The following is a 13964-nucleotide window of genomic DNA, read 5'->3' on the forward strand; positions in this document are numbered from 1 at the left end:
GCAGACCGTCAGACGTGCCGGCGGCTCTGCACGATGCGGAACCGGTTGGCCACGTAAGCGCCGTCGGTGAGCGCCGAATTCGCCGCCGGGTTCGCCCCGGAACCGTGGAAGTCGGAGAACGCCGCCGACTGGTTGACGAAGACCCCGCCGGTGAGGTTGCAGGACAGGTGGACCCCGACCTCGACCGCCGCGGTCTCGGCGGCGTCCAGCACCGCCTCGTCGGTGGAGTAGACCCCCGCGGTCAGCGCACCCTTCTCCCCGACGGTCGCGCGGAGGATCTCCAGGCTGTGTGCGGTGGAGTTGGTCGCGATGGCGAACGAGATCGGCCCGAACCACTCCCGGGAGTAGGTCGCGGTGTCGGTGGCGTCCAGCTTGACGACGGCCGGCGTACGCACCACCGCGTCGGGGAACGACGGGTGCTCGACGGCCCGCGACTCCAGCACCGGCTCGCCGACCTTGGTGACCTCATCGAGGCGCTCCAGCACGCCGTCGTTGACGATCGCACCGGTCAGCTCGACCCCACGGGCCGGGTCGGCGGTGAGCTTGGCGACCGCGCCGGCGATGCCGGCGGCCACCTCGTCGAAGCTCTTGTGCCCCTGGTCGGTCTCGATGCCGCCCCGGGGAATCAGCAGGTTCTGCGACGTGGTGCACATCTGGCCGCTGTAGAGGGTGAGCGTGAAGCCCAGGTTGCGGCACATCCCGACGAAGTCGTCGGTGGAGTCGATGACCACCGTGTTCAGGCCGGCCTTCTCCGTGTAGACGGCGGCCTGCCGGGCGTTCTCCTCCAGCCAGTCGCCGTACTCGGTGGAGCCGGTGAAGTCGACGATCTTGACGGCCGGGTGCAGGGCCAGGGTCGAGGCGAGCTTCTCGCCCGCCGCCTCTGGGGCGAGCTGCACGAGGTTCGGGTCGAAGCCGGCCTCGGCGAGCACCTGACGGGCGTACTTGACGGTGATGGCGAGCGGCAGCACCGCGCGCGGGTGCGGCTTGACGACCACCGGGTTGCCGGTGACCAGCGAGGCGAACAAACCCGGGTACGAGTTCCAGGTCGGGAAGGTGTTGCAGCCGATCACCAGCGCCACGCCGCGCGGCACCACGTGGAACGTCTTGCTCATCCGCAGCGGGTCGCCCTTGCCGGCGGCCTTCTCCCAGCCGGCCGTGCCCGGGTGGCGGGTCATCTCGGCGTACGCGTAGGCGATCGCCTCCAGCGCCCGGTCCAGCGCGTGCGCGCCGCCGGCCTGGAAGGCCATCACGAACGCCTGGCCGCTGGTGAACTGCACCGCGTTGGCCAGTTCGAAGACGTTCTTGTGCAGCCGGTCGAGGATCTCCAGGCAGACGCCCGCCCGGGCCTGCGGGCCGGCGTCGCGCCAGGCCGGCAGGGCGGCGGAGGCGGCGGCCACGAGTTGGTCGGGGGCGGCGTGCGGGTAGCGCACGTTCAGCTCCACGCCGAACGGGCTGACCTCGGTGGCGACGGTTTCGCCGTCGGCCGGCTGGTCGAGGGGGAAGTCCTGGTTCAGGTACGCCTCGAAGGCGGCCCGGCCCTCGGCGGCGGCGTTCTCGCCGTACACCCGTGGGCTGGGCGACTCGGGATAGGCGGACCAGTATCCCCGCTCCGTGATCGCGGTCAGCGCCCGGTTGAGGGTGTCGGCGTGCCTGTCGTACAGGGGGTGCGGCGTCTCCGTCATGCCGCAATCATGCAACAGGAAGCCACCAGATCAGTAGGGGCGTGTCACAACTCAGATGGCCAACTGCCATTCCGTCGAGCCGGCGACCGGGCGGAAGCCGAGCCGCTCGTTGATCGCGATCATGTAGGCGTTCTCGGCCGCGTTGTACGTGTCGATCGTCCGCAGCTCCGGCTCGTGCGCCCGGACGTGGTCCAGGTTCTCGATCTTGGTGAGCAGGCCGAGCCGGTGACCGCGGTGATCCGGGTCGACGATGGTGGTCTGCTGCCAGGCGTGCGAGGTGGTGTTCGCGGCGAGGCTGAGCATGCTCCAGCCGACCAGCCGGCCGGACGCCTCGTGCACCGCGCCGGTGCTGTACCGGCGGACTCCCCGCGCGTCCAGCGCCCGCTCCTGGCCCCGGATCCGCGCCGCGTCCACCTGCTCCTGCTCCCATTGGAGGTCCCCGAGGGGGGCGTCGACCACCATCCGGCCCTCCAGGTAGGCGACGTCGGCGACGTACTCCTGCGGGGTGTTGTCACCCCAGCGGACGGTGCGGTAGCCGACGGCGGCCGCGCTGGCCTCGGCCAGCAGGGTCGCCAGCCGAGGCCGGTCGAGCGCGGTGACGTCGAGCCTGCGGCGGACGTCGACGAGCGCCGGCTGCGCACCGACGGCGGCGGCGAAGGCGGCCCCGGGCATCTCCCGACCCTCCTCCCCCGGCAGCGGCGTGACGGTCGAACCGACCATCCGCTTGCCGCCGTACTCCCGCAGCGAGCGCAGGGCATGCTCGTGCAGCGCACGACCCACCCCGCGCCGCCGGTACGCCGGATGCACCACCAGCTCGACGCCGGCGGTCTCGGTGTTGTCCAGCGTGTGCAGGTACAGGCGGATCCAGCCGGCAGGCACCCCGTCAAGCCACGCCACCGAGCAACGGGTGTCGATGCCCGGCATCGGGTGTCGGAGCGACGCCTCGAACCGCCGCAGGCACAGCGGGGGAAGGTCCGGCTCATCCACGGCCTGAGCCGCGACCGCCGTCTGGTACGCCGCGTCGAGCGTGGCGTGGTCGTCCGGATTGAGCGGGATGACGGAGATGGCCATGGGGTGAGCGTGCGCCACACACAGCGAAGGGGCCAGCGGTTTTCCGCCGGCCCCTTCGGACGTTGGTCGGGAGGGACGTCCGCGCAACGCCTCCGGCGCTGGGTCGAAAGACCTAAAAGTCTTCGGCGAATGCCCTCCCGCACCGAGCATCTTCCGCCGTCCCTTTCCTGCCGTCAAGTCCCTGTCGGCGCTTTTCTTGCACTCACAGCAAATCGCCAGCTACCCCGCAGATCACCGCGATCCGCCCCGGCGTGGTCGTGACAACAAACTTCATGATCAACGAGTGGGTCACTCTCCGAGGAGCGCGGCGTCGCGGGCGGCGCGGAGGGAGGGCTTGATGCGGTGGGTGGGACCGACCTGGGAGGCCACCGCGTCGAGGGTCTTGAGTCCCTCGCCGGTGTTGAAGACGACCGTCTCGGCAGCCGGGTCGAGGCGGCCGGACTCGACCAACTTGCGCAGCACCGCCACGGTGACGCCGCCGGCGGTCTCCGCAAAAACTCCGGTGGTACGGGCCAGCAGCCGGATACCGGCGCGGATCTCCTCGTCGTCGGCGTACTCCATCCAGCCGCCGGTGCGGCGGACCGCTTCGAGGGCGTAGAGGCCGGCGGCCGGGTCGCCGATGTTCAGCGACTTGGCGATGCCGGTCGGCTTCACCGGGACGATGGTGTCGCTGCCGGCGTGCAGCGCGGTGGCGATCGGGTTGCAGCCGGCGGACTGCGCGCCGAACACCGTCCAGCCCTCGGCCGGCGCCTCGACCAGGCCGATCTCGACCAGCTCCGAGAACGCCTTGTCAATCTTGGTGAGCAGCTCGCCGCTGGCCATGGGGATGACCACCTGCGCGGGGATCCGCCAGCCGAGCTGCTCGGCCACCTCGTACCCCAGGGTCTTGGAGCCCTCGGCGTAGTACGGCCGGACGTTGACGTTGACGAAGGCGGTGTCCTCGAACGCGTCGGTCTCCACCAGCTCGCCGCAGAGCCGGTTCACGTCGTCGTAGGAGCCGTCGACGGCGACCAGGTCGCCGCCGTAGACGGCGGTGGTCACCACCTTGCCCTGCTCCAGGTCGCCGGGGATGAAGACCACCGAGGGCGCCCCGGCCCGGGCGGCGTGGGCGGCCACCGAGTTGGCGAGGTTGCCGGTGGAGGCGCAGGCGTAGCGGGTGAAGCCGAGCGCCCGCGCGGCGGAGAGCGCCACCGAGACCACCCGGTCCTTGAACGAGTGGGTGGGGTTGGCGCTGTCGTCCTTGACCCAGAGCGGGGCGGTGATGCCCAGTTCGGCGGCCAGGTGCGGGGCGGCGACCAGCGGGGTCAGCCCGGGGTCGAGGGTGACCCGGGTGGCCGGGTCCTGACCGGCGGGGAGCAGGGCCGCGTACCGCCAGATGTTCTTCGGACCGGCCTCGATCTGCTCCCGAGTGACCGTGGCCAGGGCGGCGGTGTCGTAGTCGACCTCCAGCGGGCCGAAGCAGTCGTAGCAGGCGTGCTGGGCGGCCAGCGGATAGCGCGCGGAACAGGCGCGGCAGACCAGGGCGCGGGCCGGGCTGAGCGTGGTGTCGATGCCGGAGGCGGCGGGAAGCGTCGACGTCATGTCGAGGGTCCTCTCATCTTTCCCCGCATCGCCCAGTGCGGCGGGGACGGAATTGGCACCTGCCCGCATCGCTCGTCGTCGAGCGCGCGGGTGGTTGCCGGGGCGTCATCGGGCCGTATCCCTCAGCCCCTCTGGATGAGGTATGCAGTTGTGCGACCGAGTCTATGCCCGGGCCGCGCCACCGCCGCGCCGGATTCTCACGCTGTGAACTGCCCGCCTGACCGGGGCGGGGGCGGGCTGCCGGGTACGGGCGGCAAGGTTCGCGGCGACCAGGGCGGCGATGGTGAGCACCGCGCCGGCCAGCTCCACCGGGCCGGGACGGTAACCGCGCAGGGTCTGCACCACGAACGTGGTCACCGGGACCACGTTCATGAACAGCGCCGCGTCGGCCGCGCCGAGCCGCCGCACGCCGGTGTTCCAGGCCAGCACCGCGAGGACAGCGGCGACGAGCACGGCGTACGCGAGCTGCGGGGCGACCGCGACGAGGTCGGCGGCGGCGGGCGCGTGCTGGAGTCCGGTGAGGTCGGCGACGGCGCTGGCGACGAGCATGGCGAGCGTGCCGGCGACGGCGGTCAGCGTGGTGTAGCGCAGCGGGGAGTGCTCGGGGAACCGGCTCGCGCCGTGGGTGTAGACCGCCCAGCCGAGCACCGCGCCGATCATGAGCAGCCCGCCGACGCCGAACTGGCCCAGCCCGTCGAGCCGGCCGCGGGTGATCACCAGCCCCACGCCGACCAGCGCGACCAGCGAGAGGCCGAGCAGCGCCGGCCGGGGGCGTACGCCGTCCCGCGCCCAGCGGACGAGCTGGGTGACCAGCGGCGTGGTGGCGACGAAGAGGGCGATCTGCTGTGGCGCGGCGTGCCCGAGGGCGAGATTGGTGAGCACGTTGAATCCGGCGAAGCCGAGCACGCCGAGCAGCGCGAGCTCGACCCCACGCCCGCCGGTACGCAGGGCGGCCCAGCCGTCCCGAGCCAGCAGCAGCGCGAGCAGCACGGCGGTGGCGAGCACGTACCGGGCGGTGGTCAGGTTGAGCGCGTCCACCCGGGTGAGCGCGCTGGCCAGGACGGGGAACATGACGCCCCAGCTCAGCACGGCGAAGAGCGGGAAGGCGGCGTGACGAGAGCGCATCGCAGCTCCAATGTTCGAAGATTGTCGAACCAGCGGACTGACTCTAGGAGCTTGTTCGATGAATGTCGAACATGGGTTACCCTGATCACATGGAGCTGCACGAACCCGAGCTGCGCGAGGTGCCGGTCACCGCCGTGCTGGCGGCCCTGGCCGACGAGGTACGGCTGCAGATCGTGCGCGCCCTCGCCGAGGGCGGCGGCGAGTACGCCTGCGGCACCTTCGAGTTCGGCGTCTCCAAGGCGACCCGCAGCCACCACCTGAAGGTGCTGCGCGAGGCGGGTCTGACCCGTACCCGGGTCGCCGGCACCAGCCGATACGTCCGACTGCGCCGCGAGGAGTTGGACCGCCTCTATCCGGGGCTGCTCGACGCCGTCCTCGGCGCGGCCACCGCCTCCTGACCGCGCACGTTGCGGGCGCCTGGCAAGATCGGCCGGATGAAGATGGCGGCACGATTTGGCGCGCTGACCGGCACCATCCTGCTCGCCGCCTGCACGCCCGCACCGACCCCCACGCCGACGCCGTCCCCCACCATCTCCCTCCCCACCTGCTCGGCGGAGGGGATACGCATCACCGAGCTCGGCGTGGACGCCGCGATGGGCCTGCGGGCAATGGGCCTGGAGCTGGTCAACTGCGGGACCCAGCCGTACGAGTTGGCGGGGCACCCGGTGCCACGGCTCTGGGACGCCGACCGGGACCCACTGGCCGTCGAGGTCGTGCCCGGAGCCCGTTCGATCACCTCGGGGTTCGACTATCCACCCCAACGGATCGTGCTGCGCCCCGGTGAGCGAGCGACCGCCGCACTGCTGTGGCGCAACCTGGTCACCGATGCCACGGTGGCCGCGAGCAACGGCACATACCTGGAGGTCAGCCCGGTGGCCGGGCGACCAGCCCTCCAGGTGGACCTGGACGGCCCCATCGACCTCGGCAACACCGGCCGCCTCGGGGTCAGCGCCTGGAAACCGGACGACCGTCCCGCCCCAACGCCCAGCGCCCCGCCCCGCCCCTGAGCCGACAACGCCGAGATCTTGGTAAAAACATGCCCCTCCAGGGGCCGCGAACTACCAAGATCTCGGCGGGACGGCTCAGGTCAGACTGGGATGTGGTGGGCGGGGCGTGGTGGGGCGGGGAGCGGGCGGCGGCGCGGCAACATCCTGTCCAGCGCCCAACTGCCGGGGCCGAGCACCGCGATGAGCACGAATGCCCAGCAGAAGAGGGCGGCCAGTTCACCGCCGTTGCGCAGCGGCAGCAGCCCATGCGGCTGGTGCACCACGAAGTACGCGTACGCCATCGAGCCGGAGGCGAGCAGCGCCGCGGGCCGGGTCACCAGGCCGACGAGCACCAGGACGCCGCAGACGAGCTGGATCAGCGCGGCCCACCAGCCGGGCCACTGACCAACCGGGATCGCCTTGCCGCTCATCTGGTTACCGCCCAGCACACCAAAGATCGACGCCGTGCCGTGGCAGAGGAAGAGCAGGGCGACGACCATGCGGAACAGGGAGAGCGCGGGACCGTTCAATCGTGCCGGAACCATCAGAAACCTCCACTGAAGGGGATAGATGTGCTCCAGCATGCGCCGCCCATATATCGATGTTAATAAATTCCTTACTGGTGGGACGGCTCGCGACTCTCCTGGTCAAAGATGTGGGAACGCTCCCATGATACCGCCGTTTGTCAATCGCTCCGAACGGGTGGGTGCCAGCCGGCGTCACCCCCGCAGATCGCTGGCCCACCAACAAGACGGAGATACGGACGGCGGCACAAGGACCCGCCAATCCCACCTAGCTGCGTGCTTAATGCAATTGCATGTGGCAAAAAAATATCATGACTTGCATTGATATAAGGTTAATGGTTTCACAAAATGGACAGAAAATGTCGCACAAGAATGTCGACTAGATCGGTTTTTAAGGTGACTTCCGCTCAACTACGTCGTTGGGGTAGGAGCGGGCAGCGAAGCCTGCGTGGGGAAGGGGCGGCACAACGGCTTTGGCTCGCGCGGGGTGCCGCCCCCGACCTGCACACCACCGACTCGAAGGCGCAGGTCTAGTGAAGGTAACGAACGGCCGGCGAAAGAGTGTTTGCCGCAGGTGCAAGTTCCACGGAAAGAGGCGGCGGGCTGTGGTCCGGTGGACCAAGTCGATAGCAGAGATCGCAGGAGCACTTGCAGCAGCATCGGCCTGTCTGGCCGCACTCTCCCTGCTGGTCAGCAAGGTCGTTGAGATCATCGGCGACCTGCCCTGATAACCACACAGAAGGGGCGGCCGGACAGTGCCGCCCCTTCTGTTCGATCAAGCTCCTCACGTCCTTGTCGGGACTGCGCCGACAAGGCCATCTCCGATAGTGTCCGAGCCGACACGCCGAGCGAGATTGTCTCGCGCCGACACGCCGGAGGGCCGCATGGCGAGCATCGAGCAGGTCAAGGCAGCCCTCGCGCAGGCCGCCGAGCAGGGCAACGCCACGACCATGCAAATCCGGGCAGCCATCGAGGCCACCGAGCAGACGTTGGCCCGATTGCAGGCCGTGGCCGCCGGCACCGGCCATCCGGCCATCGTTGAAGCCATCGCCCGAGCCGAGCAGAGCAAGCAACGCCTGATTGAGGCGATGGCGTTGATCCAGGGCAGCTCGGAGGCGGCCCGCAACTACATGAACGTCCTCGGCTGAACCTTCCGGCGCTGGCGGCGTCCTGCCTGTCCGCAGGCTCCAGGCAGCATCAAGAAGCAGGGGCTCAATCTCGCTGAGCGAGTTGGGCCGCCTCTGCCAGCAGTGCATCCAACTCCGCGTCGCTGAGATCACCTTCGGTAAAGATCTTCTGGACGGTTGCCGCCTGGACCCGCCCAATCATGGCCTGACTGATCTCATAGTCGATCGACGGATCGATGATCGACAGGATCAGCTGCTCGGCAGCGTCGGGTTGAATGTCGGGGCCGCCCTCACCGAGCCCTGCACGCAGGTCAGCGACGAACTTGATGACCTCCGGCCGTCCGGCACCCACCCCGAAGCGTCGATCAACCGCCAGGAAGAACATGGCCGCAAGGAATCGCGGAAACCCATCCCAGCCATCGGCATCGGCATCGAGCCGAGCCTCCACGGCGTCGTTCGCGTCATAGTCGCCCCGGATCATGGTCCGGGCGTACTCCAGCAGGTCAGGATTGATCATCATCGTCCCGTCTTCTGGCTCGTCGGGTCCTGCCATGGTTCCACACCACCTTCGCGGCCACCGCCAGCGCACCCGCCGCCATAATGGCCGCTGTCACAGGACTGTCGACCTGTGGGCGATCCTGTGCGGGAGCCTGCTGCGGTGAGGTGCTTCCCGTCGCCGAACCACCCTGATTGGGGTGCTGTTGCTTGAAGAACTTGAACACCTCCTTGGCGCTGGCCTCGGCACTCTTGATGCTGTCCTCGGTGTCGCCGGCCTTCTGGAGCTGCTTACGCCAGGCGATGTCGGCCCTACGGCCCCGGACTTCCGCCTCCGTGACCAAGCGCTCCCCCGAGGGTGCTGCGTCCTCTGCTGCCGGTCCGGATGGCGCGGCCCCGGGAGCGATGACGTTCACATAAGTGCCAATGTGCCGGGCAGCATCCGCCAGCAGGCGTGCATAGCGGCCCGCCTTGTCCCGGGCAACTTCGGCGTCAGCCACAGCCCCCCTCAACAGTTGGTCACTGCTGCCACGCCCAACCTCGGTGAGGTGCGCCAGTGCTTGTTCGGCGTCAGCCTGCGCTCGTAATGCAGTCACGGCAGCTTCGTCCAGCTTTCCCCGTACGGCGAGGAGCTGAGCGACGAGATCGCCGACTGCGGTCATCCGAGTCGGGAGAGGTAGCCGCCCGCCTTCTCGGCGGCACCGTCGAATCGCCGTCGGGTCGGTTTAACCTCAGCCGCAGCAGACCTGAGCGCGTGATGAGTGCGCGTCACCTCTACATGCCGGCTGTCAGACATGACACCGGCTGCTTCCCTGGTGGCTGCTTCGGCTTGGAAAACTGCAAGATCGAAGACCCTGCGCCCCTGACGGGCAGCTTCAACGGCAGCACCGATGGTCGCCTTTACCTCGCCGATGCTCATCGCAAGACTTCGGACCAGGAGACCAGAGCGCTGGCCACCGGCATGCCTGGCGGCCTGCGTGAAGGCTGGTCCAGCTCGCTGAACTTTCGCATGCCGCCCTCCGAGTCGCCGATACTTGGCCGAGGTCACGCTGGCGCGATCGAACGGACACTATCGGATATCGATGCGACTCGCAGCCCCTCGGCGGGGGCTGCGAACTCACCATGCCTTCGATCAGGCGATGCGGGTCGTGTAGCCGGCGTCCACACCCGCTCTGCCCCTCGAAGGCGCGATAGCAGGGAGCCGAGCCAACCCCGCTACTTGGGAGCATCCGGGACGAACACACCCAAGCCCTGATGGCCGTACAACTCTCCGGTCTCGATCAGGATCGTGATGGCCTGCCGGACGGTCGACTGACTGCCCACCTCATACAGGTCCGCCAACTCCTTGGTGGAGGGCAGCTTGTGGCCGGGCGGCCACTCGCCTTCGGCGATGCGCCTCCTGATGTCAGCGATGATCCGGCGGTAGTGCGGTTCGAACTTGCGTGGTGTGGACATGCGAGTACTCCCAGCTAGGCATGACCATCTGATCACGAAGCCAGGAAGGACCTCAAGCGCATCGTTGACTTCACCGACATTACCGGTAAGGTTCATTCCAGGAACGCCCAGCTAGGCACTGGTCGATCCCCCCGGGCCGGGGTAGCGCGTTCAGCACAGCCGGGACCCCCTCCGGCCGGTCGACGCGCTGCCCCGGCAACCCCACGACAAGGAGATGCGACGTGACGGTGTCGGAGACGAGTTCGGAGGTGCCCGCCGCCAGCGCGATCTGGGCGGTCGAGCAGGTGACCGGTGAGCTGCGGGAGACGTACCTCGCGGTGGCCGCCGCCGCCGTGCTGCTGGAACGCACCAGCGCGGGCTGCGCGCACCCGGCGATCAGGCTGGCCCGGCGCAGCGGCGAGGACGCGCTCGACCTGGCCGGCGACGCGGAGCGGCAGCTCACTGACGGGGTACGCCGGCTTCGCACGGAAGCCGGCCACCAGGATCCCGCCACCATCGGCGACCTGATCGAGGTGCTGGACACCGCCCGCGACCAGTTGGACGCGGCAGACGCCCGGATCGGCCAGCTCCCGGCCCGGATCACCACCGCCGGGCAGCAACTCCTCGACGCCGACCCGGCCGACCCGACAAGCGCGACGGCAGCCGGGCAGTGGAACCGCGCGGCCGAACAACTCGACCTGATGGCGGCGAGCCTGTCGTCGGCCGTGGCCGCGCTGTCGTCGTACACCGATGGGTTGTCGGGGGCGGAAACGGCGGCCGGAACCGGAAGTGCGAGCCAGCCGTGACCTACCGAGCCGCGCAGCGTCTACTCCCGCAGCACGTCCGCGCCGCCACCTTCGGCACCCGCCGGTGGCGTGGCCTCGACCCCGACCAGGTGTACGCCTACCTGGACCGGGTCGCCGACGAACTGGAACGGCTCACCCGCGATTTGACCACCGCGACCACCGAGAGCGAGCGGATCCGCCAGGCGTTGCGGCAGTGGCGCTCGCGGCACGCTGACCGCCGCCCGTGCACCCCCACCACGAACAGCCGGTGGTACCGATGAACGACCCGCACTGGATCATTCACCTGCCGACCACGCTGACCCGGGTCGACGAGGCTGCCGCCCTGGCCATGGCGCTGCGCCGCTCGCTGGGCCACGTGCTCGCCGTCGACTTCGGCGAGACGACCCTGTCCGAGGAGGACCGTCAGTTCGTGCGTACCCGGGTCTGGTGTGACGCCCCGCTGGCCGGCACCGACCGTTGCGGGCTGCCCGATGCCCACGACGGCCCGTGCACTCCGCTGGGCCGATGACCGCCGCGACGGCGCTACGAGGTGTTAATAGGGGCCCCCTGCTCTACCGGAGGCGTTAACAGGGGGCCCCTCCTTGCACTTAGCCGGTTAGAGGGCGGCGCACTGTCCGGACTTCGGGCCGGAGACGGTGTTGGGCCGGCCGTCGTTGCTGGGCGCGGGGGAGTTCCCGCTGCACGACAGCGGCCCGCTGATCCGGTTGCCGGCCACGGTCGGCGCGCCGGTCACCTTGTTGTTCTGCAGGCTGACCGGTCCGCTGATCGACGAGCCGTGGATCGCCAGCGTGTCGGTGCTGCCGTTGATCGTCACCGGGCCGCTGATCGTGCTGTCGAGCAGCGCGAAAACGGTGGCTCCGGACGCCGTCACCGGACCGCTGATCCGGGCGCCGGTCACGTAGAGCCCGGCTCCCTTCTTCACCGTCACCGGGCCGGACACCGTGGCGCCTGCCAGGCATGTCACACCGGACGTGACCTGCAGCGGACCGGAGTAGCTCCCGGTGATCGTCCTCGTGCAGGCCGGCACCGGCACGCTCTTGACGTCCAGCGGGATCTGCACCGTCACCTTGGTGCCGGTGGTCACGCCCGTGACGACCAGGTCCCGAGTCGCTGGCGCCCCCTGAGTCGCTGCCGCGGGAACCTGGAAGGTAACCGTGGCCCGACCGGCCTCGTCGGTGTTGTCGGTGCTCGCGTCGGCGGTGCCGTTGACCGCGAACACGCCGACGGCCTGGCCGGCGAACGTGGCGGAGACCTTCTCGTCCTTCGGCTCGTTCGTGGTGAACAGTAGGGAGGAGAGGTTGACGGTCACGGTGTCACCCGACTTGAACCCGGCCTCCGGCGCGTCGAAGTGGACGCCGACCGCCCGCTGCGCCAGGTCCAGCGATACGGGCGAGTTCGCGCCGAGGTAGGCGACCATCGACTGCAGGTCGACCTGGCCGGTGTCCCGCTTGTCCGCCCCCTTGCCGAGGGTGAAGAAGTTGTCTCCACCGGAGGCGAGGAACGAGTTCACCACCACGCGGTAGGCGGCGGTCCGGTCCAGCTTCTTGCCGTTGAGCGTGATCGAGGTGATGTGCTGACCCTTGGGTGCGGTCGGGTCGTAGGTGTAGAAGAGCCCCTTGGACACGCCGAGCTTGAGGAATGGCCGGCTGGCACCGTCGGGCTGCCACTGCTCCTCAAGCACCTGAACGACCTGCTCACCGGTCAGGGTCATCGTGACCAGCGTGTTGGCGAACGGCTGAACCTCCGCCGCCTCCTTGTAGGTCACCGTGCCGTTGGTCTTACCCGCGGCTGCGTACTTCATATCCGTGCGGAGACCGCCGGGGTTCATGAAGGCGATCTCAGTCGACGGGTCGGTGCCCCGGGCACCGGCGAGTTGCGCATCGGCCACGAGGTTGCCCAGGGTCGACTCGCCGCCGCGGTTCTCCGTCGTGCCGTTCGACTGGCGCGCGCGGTTGAAGTCCGCGCTGATCTCACCGAGCTTCTTGCTGCCCTCGACCTTGGCGATGGCCACCGCGTCGTCCACGATCGCCTTGGCCGTCGGGTCCGGGCCGTAGAGCGGCTTCCACGAGCCGTCTGTCTGCAGCTGGGTCAATGGGACGATCTTCGAATCCACCGAGGTGGTCTCGTGCTTGTTCTTGTCGTAGGTGAAGGTGATCTTGTTCAGGTTGTAGCCGTACTGGCCAGCCGACACGACGGGCCGCACGGTCACCGGGCGGTTCGCGTTCTGCCATTCCTTGACCGGGATCTGGTGGTTGTAGGCCAGATGCGTGTGCCCGGAGATGATCGCGTCGAAGTGCCCGTTGACCCCGGTGACAATCTTGCCGAAGTCGCTGTTCGGGTCGGTCGACGACGCCAGCGAGGTGGTTGCGGCACCCTCGTGGACGAGCAGGACGAGGATGTCGGCCTCGCCCTTCCGCTTCATCTCGTCGGCTACCTCGTTGACCGTGCTCGGGATGTCCAGGATGTCGAGCATCGAGATGCCCGCCGGCGTGACCAGCTCATCCAGGTGCTCGGTTACCGCGCCGATGAAGCCGACCTTGACGCCGTCGATCTCCTTGACCCAGGACTCCATGAGCTCCTTGTACCGGTCCTGGAGCGCCTTCTTGACCTTGACGTTGGCACCGATGTACTCCCATGAGGCCCGTGGGATGACGCGGTTCATCAGGTCGTCGTAGCCCTGGTCGAACTCATGGTTGCCGACCGCGCTGACCTCAAGCGATGCCGCGTTGAGGGCGTCGATCGTGGGGTTGTCGTGCTGGATGAAAGAGGTGAACGTCGAGGCTCCGATAAGGTCTCCCGCCGCGGCAAAAACCGTGTTCGGGTTAGCCGCGCGCATCTGCTTGACTGCGGTGGTCAACGCCGCAGCGCCCGCTTCCTGGCCGTTCATCTCCAGCCGGCCGTGGAAGTCGTTGATGCCGAGAATGTCGATCGTGACGGGGTCTTCTGCAGCAGCGGCGGGCGTGCCGAGCAAACCGATGCTCGCTGCGGCCATCATCACGGCTGCGACGAGTGGGACGAGACGCCTCTTCAGGCGCATCTGATGCCTCCGAGGGGATTCTGAGGATAGGAATGGCCAAGGCCGAAGTTCGGCCAACCATAGGCGATGATCCTGACCAGGCAGAACTGGCCAGGT

Annotated in this window: 16 protein-coding genes and 1 riboswitch; of the genes, 6 read left to right on the forward strand and 10 right to left on the reverse strand. The window is 68.8% G+C overall.

Annotated elements, in window-relative coordinates; genetic code table 11:
• Positions 1-8: 8 nt before the first annotated feature.
• The 4 genes from paaN to ABZ671_RS10515 form a co-directional block, all read right to left on the reverse strand.
• Entirely contained in the window at positions 9-1682 is a 1674-nt protein-coding gene (paaN, locus tag ABZ671_RS10500; protein WP_357854520.1) for a phenylacetic acid degradation protein PaaN, read from the reverse strand.
• A 51-nt stretch (positions 1683-1733) separates the two neighbouring features.
• Positions 1734-2753, reverse strand: coding sequence for a GNAT family N-acetyltransferase (locus ABZ671_RS10505; protein WP_357854523.1), 1020 nt, complete (start codon positions 2751-2753; stop codon positions 1734-1736).
• A 288-nt stretch (positions 2754-3041) separates the two neighbouring features.
• Entirely contained in the window at positions 3042-4334 is a 1293-nt protein-coding gene (gene thrC / locus ABZ671_RS10510) for a threonine synthase (RefSeq protein ID WP_357854527.1), read from the reverse strand.
• A 10-nt stretch (positions 4335-4344) separates the two neighbouring features.
• A riboswitch (SAM riboswitch) is annotated at positions 4345-4476 on the reverse strand.
• Positions 4477-4496: 20 nt separating this feature from the next.
• Positions 4497-5459, reverse strand: a complete 963-nt coding sequence (locus ABZ671_RS10515) for a DMT family transporter (protein WP_357854529.1) — start codon at positions 5457-5459, stop codon at positions 4497-4499.
• An 89-nt stretch (positions 5460-5548) separates the two neighbouring features.
• On the opposite strand from ABZ671_RS10515, the gene ABZ671_RS10520 reads away from it, so the two are divergent.
• Both ABZ671_RS10520 and ABZ671_RS10525 read left to right on the forward strand, forming a co-directional pair.
• Positions 5549-5857: a metalloregulator ArsR/SmtB family transcription factor gene (locus ABZ671_RS10520; RefSeq protein ID WP_357854532.1), complete on the forward strand. Its 309-nt coding sequence runs from the start codon at positions 5549-5551 to the stop codon at positions 5855-5857.
• 36 nt (positions 5858-5893) lie between these two features.
• Positions 5894-6466, forward strand: coding sequence for a DUF4232 domain-containing protein (locus ABZ671_RS10525; protein WP_357854535.1), 573 nt, complete (start codon positions 5894-5896; stop codon positions 6464-6466).
• 80 nt (positions 6467-6546) lie between these two features.
• Here the strand turns inward: ABZ671_RS10525 and ABZ671_RS10530 are convergent, their stop codons facing one another.
• The gene (locus ABZ671_RS10530; protein WP_357854538.1) at positions 6547-6990 is read right to left on the reverse strand and encodes a DoxX family protein; all 444 of its coding nucleotides are present in this window, start codon (positions 6988-6990) and stop codon (positions 6547-6549) included.
• Between the two features lie 863 nt (positions 6991-7853).
• On the opposite strand from ABZ671_RS10530, the gene ABZ671_RS10535 reads away from it, so the two are divergent.
• Positions 7854-8117 carry a hypothetical protein gene (locus tag ABZ671_RS10535; protein ID WP_357854541.1) on the forward strand — a complete coding sequence of 88 codons (264 nt, stop codon included), beginning with the start codon at positions 7854-7856 and terminating at the stop codon, positions 8115-8117.
• Positions 8118-8181: 64 nt separating this feature from the next.
• Here ABZ671_RS10535 and ABZ671_RS10540 read toward each other — a convergent pair whose 3' ends face one another.
• From ABZ671_RS10540 to ABZ671_RS10555, 4 genes are all read right to left on the reverse strand, one after another.
• Positions 8182-8649, reverse strand: coding sequence for a hypothetical protein (locus tag ABZ671_RS10540; protein ID WP_357854544.1), 468 nt, complete (start codon positions 8647-8649; stop codon positions 8182-8184).
• Positions 8600-9253: a hypothetical protein gene (locus ABZ671_RS10545; protein WP_357854547.1), complete on the reverse strand. Its 654-nt coding sequence runs from the start codon at positions 9251-9253 to the stop codon at positions 8600-8602. Before ABZ671_RS10545 ends, ABZ671_RS10540 begins: the two co-directional genes overlap by 50 nt.
• Positions 9250-9510 carry a hypothetical protein gene (locus ABZ671_RS10550; protein ID WP_357854550.1) on the reverse strand — a complete coding sequence of 87 codons (261 nt, stop codon included), beginning with the start codon at positions 9508-9510 and terminating at the stop codon, positions 9250-9252. The genes ABZ671_RS10545 and ABZ671_RS10550 overlap by 4 nt, the downstream gene beginning before the upstream one ends.
• Before the next feature lie 296 nt (positions 9511-9806).
• A complete protein-coding gene (locus ABZ671_RS10555; RefSeq protein ID WP_357854553.1) occupies positions 9807-10046 on the reverse strand; it encodes a winged helix-turn-helix domain-containing protein in 240 nt (79 codons plus the stop codon).
• Positions 10047-10267: 221 nt separating this feature from the next.
• Between ABZ671_RS10555 and ABZ671_RS10560 the strand changes: the two genes are divergently transcribed.
• The 3 genes from ABZ671_RS10560 to ABZ671_RS10570 are packed head-to-tail and all read left to right on the forward strand — an operon-like array spanning position 10268 to position 11339.
• Complete coding sequence (locus ABZ671_RS10560) at positions 10268-10831, forward strand: hypothetical protein (protein ID WP_357854556.1); 564 nt, start codon at positions 10268-10270, stop codon at positions 10829-10831.
• Positions 10828-11091 (forward strand): DivIVA domain-containing protein, encoded by a 264-nt coding sequence (locus ABZ671_RS10565; protein WP_357854559.1) that lies wholly within the window; start codon positions 10828-10830, stop codon positions 11089-11091. Before ABZ671_RS10560 ends, ABZ671_RS10565 begins: the two co-directional genes overlap by 4 nt.
• Positions 11088-11339, forward strand: coding sequence for a hypothetical protein (locus ABZ671_RS10570; RefSeq protein ID WP_357854562.1), 252 nt, complete (start codon positions 11088-11090; stop codon positions 11337-11339). Before ABZ671_RS10565 ends, ABZ671_RS10570 begins: the two co-directional genes overlap by 4 nt.
• An 87-nt stretch (positions 11340-11426) precedes the next feature.
• Here ABZ671_RS10570 and ABZ671_RS10575 read toward each other — a convergent pair whose 3' ends face one another.
• Positions 11427-13868 (reverse strand): bifunctional UDP-sugar hydrolase/5'-nucleotidase, encoded by a 2442-nt coding sequence (locus tag ABZ671_RS10575; RefSeq protein WP_357854565.1) that lies wholly within the window; start codon positions 13866-13868, stop codon positions 11427-11429.
• Positions 13869-13964: the final 96 nt, after the last annotated feature.

This window comes from Micromonospora sp. NPDC006766, from assembly GCF_040636055.1.
GTDB lineage: Bacteria > Actinomycetota > Actinomycetes > Mycobacteriales > Micromonosporaceae > Micromonospora.